Annotated in this window: 14 protein-coding genes and 1 pseudogene; 5 read left to right on the top strand and 10 right to left on the bottom strand. The window is 39.8% G+C overall.

What is annotated here, in order from left to right:
* Together D0T85_RS10860 and D0T85_RS10865 are read right to left on the bottom strand one after the other, a co-directional pair.
* Nucleotides 1-901: RagB/SusD family nutrient uptake outer membrane protein (locus tag D0T85_RS10860; RefSeq protein ID WP_370459952.1), on the bottom strand; the 901-nt coding region annotated here is incomplete at its 3' end.
* Nucleotides 902-987: 86 nt separating this feature from the next.
* The gene (locus D0T85_RS10865; protein ID WP_163213167.1) at nucleotides 988-3,951 is read right to left on the bottom strand and encodes a TonB-dependent receptor; all 2,964 of its coding nucleotides are present in this window, start codon (nucleotides 3,949-3,951) and stop codon (nucleotides 988-990) included.
* Between the two features lie 278 nt (nucleotides 3,952-4,229).
* Here D0T85_RS10865 and serS point away from each other — a divergent pair, with 278 nt between their 5' ends.
* Nucleotides 4,230-5,504 carry a serine--tRNA ligase gene (gene serS, locus D0T85_RS10870; RefSeq protein ID WP_163213169.1) on the top strand — a complete coding sequence of 425 codons (1,275 nt, stop codon included), beginning with the start codon at nucleotides 4,230-4,232 and terminating at the stop codon, nucleotides 5,502-5,504.
* A gap of 88 nt (nucleotides 5,505-5,592) precedes the next feature.
* On the opposite strand, the pseudogene D0T85_RS10875 reads toward serS, so the two are convergent.
* From D0T85_RS10875 to D0T85_RS10885, 3 genes and pseudogenes are all read right to left on the bottom strand, one after another.
* Nucleotides 5,593-6,873: pseudogene (locus D0T85_RS10875) on the bottom strand (glycoside hydrolase family 57 protein); the annotation flags it as partial.
* 16 nt (nucleotides 6,874-6,889) lie between these two features.
* Complete coding sequence (locus D0T85_RS10880) at nucleotides 6,890-8,155, bottom strand: glycosyltransferase (protein WP_163213173.1); 1,266 nt, start codon at nucleotides 8,153-8,155, stop codon at nucleotides 6,890-6,892.
* A 17-nt stretch (nucleotides 8,156-8,172) separates the two neighbouring features.
* Nucleotides 8,173-10,110: a glycogen debranching enzyme N-terminal domain-containing protein gene (locus tag D0T85_RS10885; RefSeq protein WP_163213175.1), complete on the bottom strand. Its 1,938-nt coding sequence runs from the start codon at nucleotides 10,108-10,110 to the stop codon at nucleotides 8,173-8,175.
* Nucleotides 10,111-10,318: 208 nt separating this feature from the next.
* Here D0T85_RS10885 and D0T85_RS10890 point away from each other — a divergent pair, with 208 nt between their 5' ends.
* Both D0T85_RS10890 and D0T85_RS10895 read left to right on the top strand, forming a co-directional pair.
* On the top strand, nucleotides 10,319-10,984 hold the full coding sequence (locus tag D0T85_RS10890; RefSeq protein ID WP_163213497.1) for a rhomboid family intramembrane serine protease: 666 nt from the start codon (nucleotides 10,319-10,321) through the stop codon (nucleotides 10,982-10,984).
* 52 nt (nucleotides 10,985-11,036) lie between these two features.
* The gene (locus D0T85_RS10895; protein WP_163213177.1) at nucleotides 11,037-11,654 is read left to right on the top strand and encodes a hypothetical protein; all 618 of its coding nucleotides are present in this window, start codon (nucleotides 11,037-11,039) and stop codon (nucleotides 11,652-11,654) included.
* Between the two features lie 146 nt (nucleotides 11,655-11,800).
* Here the strand turns inward: D0T85_RS10895 and D0T85_RS10900 are convergent, their stop codons facing one another.
* From D0T85_RS10900 to D0T85_RS10915, 4 genes are all read right to left on the bottom strand, one after another.
* Complete coding sequence (locus tag D0T85_RS10900) at nucleotides 11,801-13,090, bottom strand: ATP-binding protein (protein ID WP_163213179.1); 1,290 nt, start codon at nucleotides 13,088-13,090, stop codon at nucleotides 11,801-11,803.
* 104 nt (nucleotides 13,091-13,194) lie between these two features.
* A complete protein-coding gene (locus D0T85_RS10905; RefSeq protein ID WP_163213181.1) occupies nucleotides 13,195-14,379 on the bottom strand; it encodes a class I SAM-dependent rRNA methyltransferase in 1,185 nt (394 codons plus the stop codon).
* A 41-nt stretch (nucleotides 14,380-14,420) separates the two neighbouring features.
* On the bottom strand, nucleotides 14,421-15,041 hold the full coding sequence (locus tag D0T85_RS10910; RefSeq protein ID WP_163213499.1) for a 3'-5' exonuclease: 621 nt from the start codon (nucleotides 15,039-15,041) through the stop codon (nucleotides 14,421-14,423).
* Nucleotides 15,042-15,045: 4 nt separating this feature from the next.
* Nucleotides 15,046-15,618, bottom strand: coding sequence for a DUF5063 domain-containing protein (locus D0T85_RS10915; protein ID WP_163213183.1), 573 nt, complete (start codon nucleotides 15,616-15,618; stop codon nucleotides 15,046-15,048).
* A gap of 316 nt (nucleotides 15,619-15,934) precedes the next feature.
* Between D0T85_RS10915 and D0T85_RS10920 the strand changes: the two genes are divergently transcribed.
* Nucleotides 15,935-18,124, top strand: coding sequence for a glutamine synthetase III (locus D0T85_RS10920; RefSeq protein WP_163213185.1), 2,190 nt, complete (start codon nucleotides 15,935-15,937; stop codon nucleotides 18,122-18,124).
* A gap of 150 nt (nucleotides 18,125-18,274) precedes the next feature.
* Entirely contained in the window at nucleotides 18,275-18,976 is a 702-nt protein-coding gene (locus D0T85_RS10925; protein WP_163213187.1) for a Crp/Fnr family transcriptional regulator, read from the top strand.
* A gap of 107 nt (nucleotides 18,977-19,083) precedes the next feature.
* Here the strand turns inward: D0T85_RS10925 and rpmA are convergent, their stop codons facing one another.
* On the bottom strand, nucleotides 19,084-19,356 hold the full coding sequence (gene rpmA / locus D0T85_RS10930; protein WP_163213189.1) for a 50S ribosomal protein L27: 273 nt from the start codon (nucleotides 19,354-19,356) through the stop codon (nucleotides 19,084-19,086).
* Nucleotides 19,357-19,361: the final 5 nt, after the last annotated feature.

Raw genomic sequence — 19,361 nt, forward strand, 5'->3', positions numbered from 1 at the left:
CAATCCTATAATTGATTCTCAATATGTTATGATTGACATAGTGGGAAATAGAAGTGCAATTTTTATGAAAATTATTTTTAAGAGTGAAAGTTGGGTTAGCATAATCATACGCTTTCTGGTATTCGTTTACACCTACCCACGTTTCGGCATTCAGATATAAACGAGACAGAAGTAGCCACAATGATACACGATCTACACGGCCATATACGTTTTCGCCCGGGCCTTTCATTTCGTTTTCTATTTCGCCAGCTTCCTTTATTACATATTCATAAGTTTGTTTGCGGGTCATTTGTTTGGGTATGTCTTTAACTCCGGTATTTTCGTCAACATACGGAACACCACCAAACAAATCGCATAACATGGTATAGCAATAGGCACGGATAAAACGTACTTCGGCACGGTAGTATTGGTAATCGTTTTTCATTTCTTCCCACAAACCACGGCCTTTGAGTTTATCTTCGGTACATTCGCGAAGCATTTCATCGCAATAGGCAATAGACATGTACAGGCGTTGGTATGTCCATTTGATTACTGCCGCGTTAGACTCAGTCCAGGTCATATTCAGCATCATACGCAAACCGTTCGAGCTGGAAGGCATCAGGAAGTTGTCTGTGCAAAGTTCCTGTAAGTAGAATAATACACGAACGTATCCGGAATAGCCCTCGTTGGCTCCTTCAAGATCAGGGTCGCCACCGTCGCCCCCTTTCTGACCGGTAAGAATCAGTGAGGCATAACATTTGGCCAGCAAGCCGGTATAGCCATCTTTTGTGCTGTAAACCTGCTCACTTACAAGTTGGTTATCGTCTAACGGCATGGTATCAAGATCGCCCAGGCATGAGGTCACTACAAGTGCACACATCGCTACGACAACAGTTTTAAATATTTTATTTATGGTTTTCATTGTTTGAATTTAATTTTAGTGATCAATTTAAGGTTTTAAGAGATATTCTTCTTTACCTCCTTTACCTCCTTCTCTTCTTTACCTCCTTAAAATGTAAGATTCATACCGAATGTGTAAATCCGTGGACGTTGGTAAACGTTCTTATCTATGCCACTGTACATTTCGGGATCAATCCCGCTATAGCTGGTAATGGTAAACAGGTTTTGTATACCGAAATTAAGATTCAGCTTGCTTGAGTTATTCCACAATTTGTTAAAGGTATATCCCAACGTGATGTTATCGAAGCGGAAATAATCTCCTTTTTCCAGAAAGTGATCTGTATAAAGGCGTTGTTGGTTAAAACCATTATCGCGCGTAAAGCGTAGAATGTTTGAATAACTTCCCTGATCGCTGTAAACGCTTTCTTTGTAATCACTGGCTCTTACATAATTGTAGATATAGTTGCCAAAAGCACCGTGTCCGCTAAGAGCCAGATCCCAGTTTCGGTAAGAAAAACGTGTATTGAAGCCAAGCAGTGAAGTTGGAAGAGCACTCTTTCCAGTTGCATAACGTGTTTCGGTAGATGATACCGAACCGTCGGGCTGTATGTATTGTCCTTCAATGGGTTTACCGGCATCGTCGTAAGCTTGTTTTGCCAGATAGAATGTATAAGGAGTTTCGTCTACCATAAACGCTTGCACAAATTTACCTGTTCCGGAAATTGATCCGGTTTCTACAAAGCTCGACTTGGAGTCAATTACATTTAGTTTGGTAATTTTAGAATCGCTCCATGTATAGTTTAACCCTACTGTCCATTCAAAATCTTTGGTATGTACAGGAACCACATTCACTGAGAATTCCAATCCTTGATTCTCCATCTCACCAATATTGGTGAAGATTACAGGAGAGTAGTTTGTTCCGGAAATCACATTGATTTGGTTTAATAGATCTTTGGTAAAGCGTTTGTAATAATCTACCGATCCATAGATGCGGTTACCAAGGAACCCATAGTCGATACCTGCATTCCATGTGGTAGTAGTTTCCCATTTAATATCGGAGTCGAAACCGTTGGGGCGATAGGTATAGTACCATTGATCGCCAAACTGATAGCTTGATTCGGGATAAGATACAGAGAAGGTTGTCATGTAAGGATAGTCATTGATAATATCCTGCTGACCCGTTACCCCGTAGCTTAAACGCAACTTAAGATCGGAAACTACGTTTGAATCTATCAGAAATGCTTCCTGATTAATACGCCAGCCAAGTGCAACAGATGGGAATAATCCCCAACGATTATCTTTGTTGAAACGTGAAGAGGCATCCGAACGCAATGTTGCTGTAAGCATATAGCGGTTATCATACGTATAATTAAAACGTCCATAGAATGAAAGCAGGTAGTATTCTGTTTCATAGTGTTTGGGTGAGAAGAGTTCGTTTCCACGAGGATCGTTTGTTGACTGATCCAGCTTTTTCCAGAAATGCTGCCAACCGTAACCTGCCATTGCATTAACTGCATGCTTGCCAAAATCTTTGGTATAATTGGCATAGAAATCGAGCAATGTATTACGTTTCTTTTGTGTGGAACGTTCAGCCAAGCCGGTTCCGTCTTTCATGTTTCCGGTGTACATCATACCAGCTAAATCGGGCACGTCTCTATTGTATTTACTTTCAAGGATATCGTAACCCAGGTTAAGGTTGAAACGAAGGTCTTCAAAACCATGAACTTTGTAATCGAAAGTTGCATTTCCGATGGAACGGGTTACTTTTGCTACTCTGTCTTGTAGCTCAAGTTGGGCTACCGGGTTATCACCTTGAATAGCCATAGGCGAGTTTCCATTCATCCAGATGAAGTAACCAAGACCGGGATCGGTTTGCCAGGAGGGGCTGTATGTCCTTGCCGGACGAGTAGGATCATAGGATAATGCGCTTCCTACTACTCCGCTATCTACTTTATTGTCTTTTTCGAAAGATAGTTTAGCATTGAGGTTGACGCTAAGATGATTATCGAAAAATGTGGGCGAGATACCTCCACCAAATGTATAACGTTTGTAATTGTTGGTCTTGATAATACCATTCTGATCGGTGTAGCCAACAGATACACGGTAAGGAGCCTGCATATTTACTTTACCGGATAGAGATAAATTGTGTTCGTGTCCGAAGGCGGTACGGTAGATTTCATCCTGCCAGTCGGTTGATGTGCATCCAAATTCGGGATTTGTTGGAACTCCGGTAACAGTTGGAACAAATTCCCTAAACTCGCTTGCTGTAAGTATATCAAGCTTATCCACAATATGGCTTACAGAGAAGTTATTTGTATAATTAACCTGCAACTTGTTAGAAGTTCCTTTTTTAGTTGTGATTATAATAACTCCGTTAGATGCACGCGAACCATAGATAGCCGTTGCAGATGCATCTTTCAATACAGTAAATGTTTCGATATCGTTGGGATTGATGGCCCCGATAAGGTTGGAAGAACCTTCGATGGATGAGTTATCAACTGGTACACCGTCGATAACAATAAGTGGATCGTTGGACGCTGAAAGGGATGCACCACTACGGATACGTATGGTTGCGCCCTGTCCGGGTGCTCCCGATCCGCTAACTACATTTACCCCGGCAACTTTACCTACAAGGGCATCTTGTGCGCTAATCCGGTTTCCTTTGTTAAAGTCATCGGGTTTTACGGCAATCACCGATCCGGTTGCATCGGATTTCTTTACCGATCCGTAGCCGATAACAACTACATCGTCGAGCAGTTGGGCATCATCTTTTAATATTACATTCATGGAGGGCTTAGCGGAGAGCTCTTGTGGTTGTGTTCCGATGTACGAAAATACAAGTATAGCACCTTGTTTTACTGTCAGCCGGAAGTTACCGTCGTAATCGGTAATAGTACCGTTGGTAGTACCTTTTTCCAGAATATTTGCACCGATCACAGGCTCGCCTGTGGTATCTTTTACTATACCGGTTATGGTAATTTGTTGTGCAAGTGCATTCATTGTTACCAATAAACCTGCAACAATGGTTAATAGGAGGCGGAGTTTGCCTTTTAATTTTAATGCTTTCACCATGTTATTATTTTCCAAGGTTAATTAATGAATTAGTTTTTAATTTTACTTTTCAGGTTCTCAATCGCGAATTGTTTTCCTGCTTGCAAATAAAGAGGGAAATAGAGCACAAAATTGGTTTAAAAGAAAAATAGTAGTGAGTGGTGATTGCTATTTCCATTGGTTATCAGCTGGTTAGCTGTTTTGCAAGAATGAGAAATAGTAGTAGGTTTGAATGTGTAAATAGAAACAAAACAACTATCTTTGCACTCGTGTAAACGAAAAAATTAAAATACATAGATATGCTTACCATCAAACAAATTACAGAAAACGCCGAAGCGATTTTAAGCGGACTTGAAAAGAAACATTTTAAGAATGCCCAGGAAGTTCTTAATAAAGTTATTGAACTGAACAATATACGTAGGCAAACCCAAAACGAACTCGACAGCAACCTTGCCGAAGTAAACGCTTTATCTAAGAATATTGGCGGACTTATGAAAGAAGGCAAAAAAGAAGAGGCCGAAGCTGCCCGTGCACAGGTAGGCGAAATAAAAGAGAAAAACAAAGCATTGGAAACTGCCATGAACGAGGCAACCAACGAACTACAGGAACTGTTATATACAATACCCAACATACCACACCATAGTGTACCCGAAGGTTACGGAGCCGACGATAATGTTGTTGAACGCACAGGTGGAAACGATGTTGATCTTCCTGCCGATGCCTTACCTCACTGGGAACTGGCTAAGAAATATGATTTGATTGATTTTGAACTTGGTGTTAAAATAGCCGGGGCCGGTTTTCCTGTATATAAAGGTAAAGGTGCCAGATTACAACGCGCATTAATAAACTTTTTCCTTGATGAAGCCCGCAATGCAGGCTACCTGGAAATAGAACCTCCTTATGTGGTAAATGCAGCTTCGGGTTATGGAACAGGACAGTTGCCTGATAAAGAAGGACAGATGTATCATGCTACTGCCGACGATCTGTATCTTATTCCTACCGCCGAGGTACCTGTAACAAACATCTACCGTGATGTGATTCTGGAAGAGAAAGATTTACCTGTTATGAACTGCGCATACTCTGCTTGTTTCCGTCGCGAAGCCGGTTCTTACGGAAAAGATGTTCGCGGTTTGAACCGTTTACATCAGTTCAACAAAGTAGAGATTGTACGAATTGACAAGCCCGAGCATTCTTATGAGTCGTTAAACGAAATGATTGCCCATGTAGAGAACTTAGTGAGCAAACTGGAACTTCCTTATCGAATTCTACGCCTATGCGGTGGTGATATGAGTTTTACTTCTTCACTTACTTTCGACTTTGAAGTATATTCGGCAGCACAGAAACGTTGGTTAGAGGTTAGTTCGGTTTCTAACTTTGAATCTTATCAGGCAAACCGCTTGAAATGCCGTTACCGCAATGCCGATAAGAAAACAGAACTCTGCCACACATTGAATGGTTCGGCTCTTGCATTACCACGCATACTTGCCGCTTTACTGGAAAACAACCAAACAGATGAAGGTATTCGCATACCTAAAGCTTTAGTTCCATATTGCGGTTTTGAAATAATTGAGTAATGAGTTTTGAGTTATGAGTAGTGAGTTTTGAGTAGTTACCATGCGGCATCGCTACTCATTACTCACTACTCATTACTCACTACTTTTTCTTCGCTCGTAGTTTTTCAATATCCTTGTTTAAACCAGCTATTACTTCATCCTGATTCTTAATGGTAAGTAACAAGGAGTTCAATTCCTCATCCTCTAAACCTTCCGGATATAAAGCATTTACACGTTTAATGAAATCACCTAGAATATTCATGTAGTTGGTGAAAGCATCGTATGGCGAATCGTAAATACCACGGTACACGGTTATTCCTGTGTTTTTGGTTTTCATGAAAAGGAAGTTGTTACTTGCCTGAAGATAATCCCAATCCTGCTTAATACGTTTATCGGTAGCCATCATTACTCTATCAACTATACTATAAAGTTTGTTGAAGGCTTCTTTCTGTAATATATTACCAAGCCATGCACTGGTATCTCTTTCTTCATCTGTCCAGGATATTGGATAAGGTACATCCAATGCTGAAACCGATTTGAGTTTGGTAATTATTTCGCTTGGAGTAGAGAAAGTAATACCCCGTTGCTTAGCACATGCTGGTAGTGCCTTCATAAATTCCAGGATATTAGATGACAATGGCTGAGCCATACCCAAAGCAGATAACTCCATAAATATATTAATCACCTGTTCTTCTTGTGGCAACGCTTGAACCCAATCCATGTATTTATCAGCAAATAATGGATATTCATTCCATTCGGAGTTGGAGAAACGCAAGCTGATGTCGTCTGATAGTTTAAAATCCCTTATCAGGAGTTTAAGGTTAGGATTCATATTGCAATGGTACAAATAGTGAGGACTCTTCCACCCCAAAATGTGTTTTGCACCTTCGGTAAGCATTCCTTTAAAGCCCAGACTTGCAACAGTTGCTCCTATCTCGTCCGAATAAATCAGACTGGAGTTGCGGAATACTTTGGGTTTCTTACCAAATACCTGCTTGATTTTGTTACTTTGTCTGGTTACTTCTTCTCTGAAACAGTCTTCGCTGCCAAGCGAAGATAAACCATGTGAATAAGGTTCGCAAAGGAACTCACAATTGCCGGTATCATTTAACTGATGCAGTAAGTCAATAACTGCCGGAGCATGAATTTCCAATTGCTCTAATGCAACACCCGAGATAGAAAGTGCTACTTTAAATGCTCCATTGGAGTTGTGTACCATTTCAATCAGCGCATTCAATGCAGGGATATACGAACGTTCGGCCACATCGTTGATAGTGGTTTCGTTGGCATAATCGTCGTAATAATAATGGTCGGACCCTATTTCGAAGAAACGATAACGTTTCAAGTGTATGATTTGATGAATTTCAAAATAGAAACAGATTGTTCTCATATTTAATAATTTTGATTTAATAGTTTTGAATTACCTCCTCGTATATACCTCTTACTTTATACCCAACGGTTTCCCATTTTATTTCATCAACTTCCTTTTTGCCTTCATCGCGTAAATACTCATAAAGGGCAGGGTATGTACAGATTGAATAAATAGCATCGGCCATAGCATGTATATCCCAATAATCGGTTTTAATACATTTATTAAGTATTTCGGCACAGCCGGATTGCTTGGATATAATGGTAGGAACACTTACCTGCATGGCTTCCAACGGAGATATTCCGAATGGTTCCGATACAGATGGCATTATATATACATCACTGGCTTTCAGAACTTCGTAAACCTGGTTCCCTTTCATAAATCCGGGGAAATGGAAACGGTCGGCAATACCACGTTCGGCAACTAAACGAATCATCTGATTCATCATATCGCCACTACCAGCCATTACAAACCGTACATTCTTTGTGCGTTTCAATACCATTGCAGCTGCTTCAACAAAGTACTCGGGGCCTTTTTGCATGGTAATACGACCCAAAAAAGTTACTACCTTTTCTTTGGGTATCTTTTTAGGCTCGATATTCATAATCTCCTGCGACAACGGCTCTACTGCATTATGCACAGTTGATACCTTGCGGGGATCTTGAAAATACTTATGAATAACAGTTTGCCTGGTTAACTCGCTTACACACATTATATGGTCGGCATTGTCCATACCGTTCTTTTCAATAGCATATACGGTTGGATTAACATTACCGCGGCTACGATCGAAATCTGTTGCATGCACATGGATAACCAGTGGCTTGCCCGAAACCTGCTTGGCATGAAGACCTGCGGGGTAGGTAAGCCAATCGTGCGAATGAATGATGTCGAATTCCTGTTGACGGGCTACCACACCTGCCACAATGGAGTAGTTGTTTATTTCTTCGTGGAGATTATCCGGGTATCTTCCCGAAAACTCTATACAGCCCAAATCGTTGGTATGTAAATAGTTGAAATCGGCATAAATATGATCGCGCAAATCGTAATATAGTTGTGGGTCCATATACGAGCCCACACGGCTGTTTACATAATCCCAGCTAACATCACGCCATGCAACTGGGGTACTGTTCATACCGATTATGCGTAAGAAACTTTGGTCTTCATCTCCCCAAGGCTTAGGAATGCAAAAGGTTATTTCCATATCCTGTTGAAGAGACATGCCCTTGGTTAGACCGTAACTGGCAGTTCCCAATCCTCCCAATATATGTGGGGGGAACTCCCATCCAAACATTAATACTTTCATTATGTTCCTCCTCCTTATTAATTAAACTTAGACAATAACTTCAGAATGCGTAGTATCTCGGCCACATTCATAGCAAAAGATATGGCACCACGACCTTTAAAAGGAGGATTTCCATCGAACAACTCGGAAATTGTACCAATGCAATGGGAGGTTATTTCTTCTTCAAAACCTATCAGTTGACGCTCTACAAAAGATAAACCACTCATTTTATAAATGCGCAGATAAGCTTCCAGGTAAAATCCCATTAACCATGGCCAAGCCGTTCCCTGATGGTATGCATAGTCTCTTTGCAATTGAGGCCCTACATAATTAGGATTATAACCTCCGCTTTTGGGGCTTAACGAACGAAGTCCTTTAGGGGTAAGCAATTCTTTGGTTACGATATCAAGAACTTGTTTCTTTTGCATTCTGTCGAGAGGAGAGTAATCAAAAGCAGCAGCAAATATCATATTAGGGCGTACGCTCCAATCCATCATATTGCCATCTACATAATCTAAAAGGTAACCGTATTCGTTACGGAAAACTTCAACAAAAGATATGGCTGTTTTAGCTGCCTGTGCCGATAATGTTTCGGCCAGTGCAGTGTTTCCACCTTCGCCTAAAAGATTGCCAATAAAGCAAAGTGCATTATACCACAATGCATTTATTTCGACAATATATCCGCTACGGGGAACAACCGGATAACCATTTACGGTAGAATTCATCCAGGTAACAGCTTTTTCTTTACCATTTGTATAGAGCAAACCGTTTTCGTGCAGGAACAGATTATCGTGTTTACGTTTGATGATAAAGTTTATAATATCCTCAAGTAATGCCCCGTACTTTTGCCTGCACTGTTCTCTTGTAGTTTCTTTGGAGTATTGTTGTAATGCCCAGATAGCCCATAACAACACATCCGGATCGTCCATTTCGTATATATTGTACGTCAACGGTTCATCGTTAATATACTGGCGGATGGCTTTTTCGGCAGTAGCCATTGTCTGCTCAAACTGCTGAGGCTCGTCAACAGCAAGGGTTAATCCCGGCAATGAAACAAACATATCGCGGGCACGGCATTTAAACCAAGGATAACCGGCCAGTATATAATTGTCTTCGCCCTGAACATTAAAGAACTGATGGGCCGAATTTTTCAAGCAGTTGTAAAAACTATCACGGGGTGTTCTGTCGTTAACAGCTTCGTCGAACATGCGTTTCAACTGCCGCGTACTAACCTCGGATATAGCAGCCGAGAAAACAATACTTTCTCCTTTCTTGATGCTTACCTCAAAGTACCCCGGTACATAAAGGTCTTCTTTAAAGTTATAGCCTCTTTCTTGCTCTTTGGGGTATTCAATCCCCCTGTACCAATCGGGCATGAAATGGAATGTATTCTTTTTATTAAGTTGCATGTACAGTTCCGGATATCCGGGATACATACATGTTTTTATTCCATTTTCAATTTCCTGATAATCTCTTCTTGCTTGCAGATTTTCGTTGGTGTATTCGCGTACGCTGCGAAAAGCCAGAAATGGACGGAACCTTAAAGTGGTTGGCGAATGTGCATCTACCAAGGTATAACGGATTAACATTCTGTTTTCGTGGTGTACAAAGATTTTTTCCTTTGTTAAAACTACACCTCCAACGCGATAGGTAGTTACCGGAATCTTCTCGCAATCAAACTCCCGGATGTATTTATGTCCCTTAGGACTAAAATTGTCTCCGGAATATTTGTGCAATCCCAGATTAAACTCCGCACCGTGCTGAATTACAGTTTCGTCTAATGATGAAAGCAATACATGGTTTTCGTCATCAAGGTTGGGTACAGGAATCACCAGCAGTCCATGATATTTCCGCGTATTACAGTCAACAATCGTTGTACAATGATAAGCACCCGATTTATTTGTCCTGAGAATTTCCCGCGGTAGGGACTCTTCAAGGTTAATCATCAGAGTCTTGTCAAAACGTAGATAACTCATAATTGTGCATTATTAATGGTTTATTGATTTTATGGTTAATTCTATATTTTTTGCTATATGCAATTGCCAAAAATACGAATTCCAAAGAGAAAGTAAAATAAAAAGTGACTTTATTTTTCGTATTTATCATCAATTATTTGTAGCATTGTATCAGAAAACAAAAAACAGTTCGAAATAGATCTAAATAAAAGAAAAAAAGATGCCTTCAATAAAAAATGAGCTTCACAAAATTCTGGTAGCGATGGTAATTCCTTTACTTCTGGTTTTTATTATGTACATAATGAAAATCCTGGAAGTTGGAATGGATTGGAATTTCACTAAGCTAGGCGTTTATCCTCTTGCTAAGAAAGGAGTTTTTGGCATCTTTGCGCATCCGTTTGTACATGGAAGTTTTCGCCACTTGTTGGCCAATACCATACCTTTTTTGTTTCTGGGCTGGTGTCTTTTTTATTTCTACCGCAATATAGCTTCGGTTATAATTATTGTATTGTGGCTATTATGTGGCGGTTTCACTTTTATTATTGGTAAACCGGGCTGGCATATTGGGGCAAGCGGAATTATCTATGGTTTGGCCTTTTTTCTTTTTTTTAGTGGTATATTAAGGAAGCACATCCCACTGATTGCACTATCGTTACTGGTTACATTTTTGTATGGGGGATTGGTTTGGAACATGTTTCCTTTCTTTGTGAAACCTACAACATCGTGGGAGGGACATCTTAGTGGCGCCGTTGCCGGTACAATATGTGCTTTCCTCTTCCAAAAATATGGTCCTCAAAAACCGGAACCGTTTAAGGATGAAGAAGAGGAGGAGGAAGAGGATGGAGAAGAAGAGGAGGAGTTCACTTATGACTCATATAATACGAACCAATTATGAACACTTACTTATAAAAAATTAATTAGTACATTAGCCGATCAAAAAAACAACAATGACAAACAAGATTAAAGAATTAAGAAAAATAGTACCCATACCTATGGGTGAGGCTTTGCAATTGCTGAAAAGTAACGATGGTGATGTTGAAAAATGTGTTTATCTATTCAAAGCTAAATCAATAGCCGAAATTTGTGAGCAAACAGGATGCGATAAAAAAATGGCAGCTCAATATTACGAAGAAGAGAAACTGGATATAAACAAGGCTATTTCTGCTGTTAAAAATGTTATATTCGACACGAACTATGTGCCAATTAATGGACTCACTGCCCAGAAAATAAGAATGGTTTACGATTGGTTTCGATTGATAGGGGAGTACGATTTAGGTGCATCATTAAACTATCCTCAGCTTGATGTTGTTATTGAAACATTTTCTTTGATTGAATCAACAAAGGAGCTGTCTGTTTTGATTGCAAAGGCAAAGGAGGCAAATAGTAGTATCTTTGAAGGCTATTCGGACACCGACCCATTGGAAGAGTTTGTTTGTAGAAGCCAAAAGCTAGACAATAATCCAGACTTTAGAGCAGTATATACCATTGTGAGCCAAAGCGAAACTGTGATAAAGGAAACATTGAACAAACACTTGAGAAATCTGGTGAGATTAGGTTTGGAATAGGGCAAAAAAAAAATTGGCTATCCTCCCGGACATCCAATCTTTATTAACCTTAAATCTAATACCATGAAAAACACAGTGCAAATATACAGTGTTTTATGTTATGAAACATAGTTTTTGAGCAAGTTTCTTGTTTTCCTTAACGTTGTTTAACTTATGCCTATTGTGTATAAAGGTACATTTACCATCCACTCTTCTTTGTGATAATCGGTTATTGAAGTTCGGATGGCTACATCAGGATGATATTTCTCGCAGAACAGTTTGAAACTTTTAGCTTTTAAATTCTCTCCGGATTTCACTTCTATAGGAATAATTTTTCCATCTTGTTGAATAACAAAGTCTACTTCGGAGGTGCTTCGTTCGTTTGTCCAATAACCAATATAGCTGCTACTATCTAAACGCAATTGTTGCATAACATATTGCTCAGTCAGTGCTCCTTTGAATTCGTTAAAAACAGTGTTGCCTTCAATTATTGTTTTAACATCAAGAGCCGCCATGGCTCCAAGCAATCCAACATCATGCAAAAAGAGTTTAAAGGCAGAGTTGTCTTGATAAGCTAAAAGAGGCAGAGCAGGTTTTGATATTCGAAAACTTTTCAGTAGTAATCCGCAGTCAATCAGCCATTGAATAGCCAATTCAAAATCCTTGGCGCGTGCCCCTTCTTTCACTACCCCATAAATGAATTTTTTATTTTCTTTGGCCAACTGTGAAGGTATACTTTGCCACACCATCCTTATGCGTGGCACAATTTCGCTAGGAGCATGTTTAGAGAAATCTCCTTCGTACGAATTTAATATTCGATTTTGAATGTGACGAACCTGATTCCAATCGCGTGTTTGTATAAACGCATCTACAACTTCGGGCATTCCTCCTATATATAAATAGTAGCGTAAGTATTCCTTTAACTTCTCGGAAAAAACAGTAATAATATCCCAGTCTTTCTTTTTCAGCACTTCGACCAAAGCTGTTTCATTGAGCGACATCAGAAACTCTTGAAACGAGAGAGGGCGCAAGTCCATAAAATCAACCTTTCCAACAGGAAACGATATTTTGCTGTGCAATCCCATCCCCAATAAAGAACCTGCTGCAACAATATGGTACTGAGGAGCATTTTCGCAGAAATACTTCAGAGAAGTAATTGCACGTTCTGCAGCTTGTATTTCATCAAAAATAATAAGTGTATCTTCGGCAGTTATAGTAGTCTGGGAATGAATTTGAAGTATGGTCAATATCCGATCAATATTGAAGTCGTTTAGAAACAGACTCTGCAATGTGGGCGTTTCTTCAAAGTTAATATAAACATACTTAGCATAAGATATTCGGGCGAATTCTTTTAAAAGCCATGTTTTGCCAACTTGCCGGGCACCTCGAAGAATTAAAGGTTTACGAAAATTACTTTCTTTCCAATTCTTTAATTCATTAATTTTCTCTCTGAACATTTTAGCATATTGTTATTTATGCGTAAAATTACATTTTTATCTTGATAAAAGTGTTACTTAACTACACTTTTATCAAGATAAATCTGTTTGTTCATACACTTTTATCACTCTACATACAGCACCAACCCTTTTAAATACTCACCTTCGGGGTGGTAAATATTAACCGGATGATCGGCAGGTTGAGTTAATTGATGCAGTATACGTACTTTGCGACCCGATAATGCGGCAGCTGTGAACACCGCAGTTCGGAAATTATCCTTTGTTACCACTTGCGAACAGGAGAAAGTGAAAAGAATTCCCCCGGGCTTAATCTTTTCAAATGCTTTGGCATTTAATTTTCGGTATCCCTGCAAAGCATTTCTTAGTGCATCTTTATGTTTAGCAAAAGCAGGCGGATCAAGTACAATGAGATCGTATTCGCCACCCATTCTGTCCAGATACTTAAAAGCATCCTCGGCATAAGCAGCATGGCGCGGATCGTCAGGGAAGTTTAGCGAAACATTTCTGTTGGTTAATTCAATTGCTTTTGCCGAACTATCAACCGAGTGTACCAGCTTGGCGCCTCCACGCATGGCATAAAAAGAAAATCCACCGGTATAACAGAACATATTCAGTACAGACCGGTTTTTAGAATAGTGTTCAAGCAATGAACGGTTTTCGCGTTGGTCAACAAAGAAACCTGTTTTTTGTCCTTTCAACCAGTCAACGTGGAATTTTAATCCGTATTCCTGAGCAATATTGTCTGCACTGCCTCCTTTCAGGAATCCGTTTTCCGGAAACAGATCGGCTTTATAAGGCAATGTGGTTTCGGATTTGTAATATATGTTTTCTATTTCTTCGGCCATCACTTCGGCAAGAGCCTCGCTAATGGTCATTCGGTCTACATGCATTCCTGCCGAGTGCGCCTGCATAACGGCTGTTTTTGCATATACATCTATAATAAGTCCGGGAAGATTGTCGCCTTCGCCATGTACCAGTCGGTAAGTATTGTTTGTTGGATTGGTAGCTATTCCAATGTCTTTGCGCATCTGCCAGGCAACAGCCAGCCGGGATTTCCAGAAACTAAGATCGATAGATTCTTGCTGAAAAGAGAGTACACGTACTGCAATGCTTCCAATCTGAAAATGGCCAATGGCTATAAATTCTTTCTTAGAAGTATATACCTCTACTACTTCACCTTCTTCGGGTTCACCATTGATGCGTGCAATAGCACCAGAGAAAATCCAGGGATGAAATCTTTTTAAAGACTCTTCTTTGCCGGATTTCAAAAACACTTTATGATAAGACATGTTTTACGATTTTTATATTACAACTTTATATTTACGATTGTCTAATCGTAAATATCCTCCGGTTCCAGTTCGTAGTTGCCGGTGTCTTTTAAATGTTCTAAACGATTATAGATATGTAGGCATGCCCATGCATCGGTTGCCGCATATTGTTTTTGTGAGTCGCTAAGAATATCGGTTTCCCAATTAGAGAGTTGTTGCGATTTAGATATTTTCTGTCCAAACAGTATGGCATATATTTTTCGCAAACTCATTTCTTCGATACCAACATCTTTTACATATTGTTGCAATTCGATGCAATTTTGTGGTTTGAATGGTGCTCTTTTCCGCAGCATCAAGAAGTCGTCTTTTAACGATAACCCCACTTTTACTACCAATTCGCTTTCCATAAACTTAATGAGTGATGAAGGTAGCCCGATATGATTGAGCCGGAATAAAAAACAACTATCTTCGGAAGAAACCTGTAGTAATGCTACTTTATGTGATTGTCCTTTGGAGAAAGAGGGGCGGGTTTCACTGTCGATACCCACAACAGACTTGGTTAAAAGGTAATCTACAGCTTTATTTGCCTCCTCCTCGGTTTGGATTACAATGATTCTTCCCGGAAAAGAGGCTTTCGGCAATTCTTTTACTTCTTCTTTATTTATTTTCCTTTTAATAACCAATGTTTTATTCATCCCCATATATATCTTCTGTGATATCTTCTTCTGATTCTTCCTCGTTGTTGTTATCCGAATTATATCTCACATCGTGCAGTGCCCGCATGGTATTCACCAGTTTTTGGCCCCAAAGTAAACTAAAGTTCTCTTTTACTATATATAGGGCATCGTTCATCGTTTGATTGAAACCTAATTGAAATACAAAAATAAAGTCTTTGATATCCTGGTAAATATCTGCCAGGTCTTCGGAAATAGTTTTCTTTATCGGAGTATCGCTATAAGCCATATCAGGAAGAAATACTTCCAGATAGTCGTCTCTATCGGCTAATATCCCCGATATATTGATACGCAAAACCTCGTATATCTCTTCTGTAACATAGGTTTCGAGTTCTTCATCTTCTAATAACTCTATGGGGGGAAGCATAGAGGCCTTTAAATATAATAAAGGCAATATTTTTAGCATGGTATCCACAAATTGTTTTTGATTCATGCCTTCTGCGCGTTCCAGAAACGCACAAAACTCTGCTGCTACAGTTACAAACTCAACTGCATTTCTATTAAATATAACTTGACTTTCTGCCATTCTTTTGGTTAGTTACGAGTTGCAAGTTGCGAGTTACAAGTTTTTTAACTGTTTTGATAATGCAACTTGTAACTCGTAACTATAAACTAAATGGCAAAGGTAAGAAAAAAATAAGTGATAACTTTCTATGCTGCATGTAAAATTACTAGCCTGCATCCATATTCAAGAATGGAAGGAGTTATCGTTTCGCTAGGAGTTAAAGCTAACGCGATCGCTTTATTTCATGCATTTATTTAAAAATACCCCCCTAAAAATTAGGGGTGTATTGCCAAAAACATATACTTTTGCAGAAATAACCACGAAAATTTATAGGTTTATGGCCAAAATGAGATTTTTTGCTCTTCAAGAGCTGGCTAACAGAACAGCGTTAGAAGTTATTCCCCCTTCAAACAAATTGTCCGATTATTACGGTAGTCATGTGTTCGACCGAAAGAAAATGCAAGAGTATTTGCCAAGAGAAGCATTCAAGGCAGTAACTGATGCAGTTGAAAAAGGGATTCCTATTAGCAGGGAAATGGCCGACTTAATTGCCAACGGAATGAAAAGCTGGGCAAAGTCGTTAAATGTAACACACTACACCCATTGGTTTCAACCACTTACCGATGGTACAGCCGAGAAACATGATGGCTTTATTGAGTTTGGAGAAGACGCAGAAGTGATTGAACGTTTTTCGGGCAAACTTTTAATTCAGCAGGAGCCCGATGCTTCTTCCTTTCCTAACGGAGGGATTCGTAACACGTTCGAAGCCCGTGGTTATACAGCATGGGATGTTTCATCGCCTGCTTTTGTGGTAGATACAACTTTGTGTATTCCTACAATTTTTATTTCGTATACAGGTGAGGCACTCGATTATAAAACCCCTCTTCTAAAGGCATTGGGTGCTGTTGATAAAGCTGCAACCGAAGTTTGCCAGTTATTCGACAGAAACGTAAGCAGAGTTTATACAAATTTAGGATGGGAACAGGAATATTTCTTGGTAGACCTTGCATTGTTTGATGCACGTCCCGACTTGTGCCTTAGCGGTCGTACCCTTATGGGACATTCTTCTGCCAAAGATCAGCAGTTGGAAGACCATTATTTTGGTTCAATACCTCCGCGGGTAACTGCGTTTATGAAAGAATTGGAGATAGAATGCCACAAACTGGGTATCCCGGTGAAAACCCGTCATAACGAAGTGGCACCTAACCAATTTGAGTTAGCTCCTATTTTTGAGAACGCCAATCTGGCAAACGACCATAATCAGTTGGTAATGGATTTGATGAAACGTATAGCACGCAAGCACCGTTTTGCTGTTTTGTTTCATGAAAAACCCTTTAGCGGAGTAAACGGATCGGGTAAACATAACAACTGGTCGTTGTGTACCGATACGGGAATAAATCTTTTTGCACCAGGTAGAAATCCAAAAGGCAACATGCTGTTCTTAACCTTTTTGGTAAATGTACTGATGATGGTTTATAAAAACCAGAATCTGTTGCGCGCCTCTATTGTAAGTGCCGGAAACAGTCACCGGTTGGGAGCAGCCGAAGCACCTCCTTCCATCTTATCTATTTTCCTGGGGTCGCAACTGTCGCACATGCTCGACGAGATAACCAAGCAGGTTAGCGATTCTAAAATGACGCCGGAAGAAAAAACAACCCTTAAACTGGGCATCGGCCGTATCCCTGAAATTCTGTTGGATAATACCGACCGTAACCGCACATCGCCTTTTGCCTTTACGGGTAACCGGTTTGAATTCCGTGCTGTAGGTTCGTCGGCCAACTGTGCTGCTTCAATGATTGCTGTGAATGCTGCCATGGCCAACCAATTGAATGAATTCAAAGCAGCTGTTGATAAGTTAATGGAAGAGGGTGTAGGAAGAGATGAAGCCATTTTCCGTTTACTGAAAGAAATGATTCTGGCATCCGAACCGATTCGTTTTGAAGGTGATGGATATTCCGAAGAATGGAAAGAAGAGGCTGCACGACGTGGACTGACCAATATTACCAATGTTCCTGAGGCATTGATGCACTATAATGACGATCAGTCGCGCTCGGTACTGATTGGCGAACGCATCTTTAATGAAAGCGAACTGGCTGGCCGTATTGAGGTGGAACTGGAGAAATACACAAAGAAAGTTCAGATTGAAGGTCGTGTATTGGGTGATTTAGCAATCAACCATATTGTACCTATAGCTGTTACCTACCAGAACCGTTTGCTGGAAAACCTTCGCGGACTGAAAGAAATCTTCTCAACCGAAGAGTATGAAGAAATGAGTGCCGACAGAAAAGAATTGGTTCGGGAGATCTCTCACAGGGTAACCGCCATTAAAACATTGGTTAACGATATGACCGAAGCCCGCAAACAAGCCAATCAAATAGAAAGTCATAAAGAAAAAGCATTTGCTTACTCTAATACAGTAGTTCCATACCTGGACAAAATACGCGAACATATTGATCATCTGGAACTTGAAATAGACGATGAAATATGGCCGTTACCTAAGTATAGGGAGTTGCTTTTTAATAAATAGTTTTAAAGTAGTAAGTAGTAAGAATTGAGTAGTAAGAATACAATGCTGTATAGATTCTTACTACTTACTACTTAATTCTAAATTCTAAATCCCCAATAATTCATTTTTTCTTTTTATATTTGTGCTGTATAACACAGTTTTACAGCACTCATGGCCAAAATGAACTTCTCTGATATTGTTGTATCAGATTACATTGTTGATCTTTGGGCTCCTCTAACCTCTGAACAGAGAGAGTTCCTATCGAGTCATTTTACCCTTCAAAACTTTAAAAAGAACGAAACTATTTATTGTGAGGGTGAAAAGGCCACCCATCTTATGTGCCTTTTGTATGGTAAAGTAAAGATATTCAAAGATGGAGTAGGGGGGCGCAGCCAGATAATACGCATGATTAAATCGGTAGAGTATTTTGGATACCGTGCTTATTTTGCGAAAGAAGAATATGTTACCGCTGCTGCCGCTATGGAGCCTTCGTTAATCTGTATGATTCCTATGTCGGCTATAGTGACGTTGGTAAATCAAAATAGTGATGTTGCAATGTACTTTATACGTCAGTTGTCGGTAGATTTGGGGATTGCTGATGAAAGAACCGTTAATCTTACGCAAAAACATATTCGCGGGCGCTTGGCCGAGTCTCTTATTGCTTTGAAAGAAAGCTACGGTTTGGAAGAAGACGGATCAACGCTGAGTATTTACCTTTCGCGTGAGGATTTAGCAAACTTATCGAATATGACAACCTCTAATGCCATCCGTACTTTGTCTAACTTCGCAAACGAAAACCTGATTACTATTGATGGTAGAAAGATAAAGATCCTGGACGAAGAGAAATTAAAGAAGATCAGTAAAATAGGATAATAAGGAGTAAAGAATAAAAGGAGGTAAAGGGAGGTAAAAGTAACGATTCCGCATGGAAACTACTTTACCTCCCTTTATCTCCTTTTATTCTTGACTTCTATCCGAAGTTAAGCGTTTGTTTCTTCAGTAGCAGGGATAATAGATACAAATCTCTTATCGTTTTTACCTTTTTTGAAGCTTACAACTCCATCTACTAAGGCGAAAAGAGTGTGGTCCTTACCCATACCCATGTTAATACCTGGGTGGAATTCAGTACCTCTTTGACGAATGATGATATTACCTGCTTTGCAAGCTTCGCCACCAAATATCTTTACGCCTAATCTCTTACTTTGTGATTCGCGGCCGTTCTTAGAACTACCGACACCTTTCTTATGTGCCATTTTCT

Source organism: Bacteroides sp. 519 (assembly GCF_010500955.1).
Classification (GTDB): domain Bacteria; phylum Bacteroidota; class Bacteroidia; order Bacteroidales; family Bacteroidaceae; genus Bacteroides.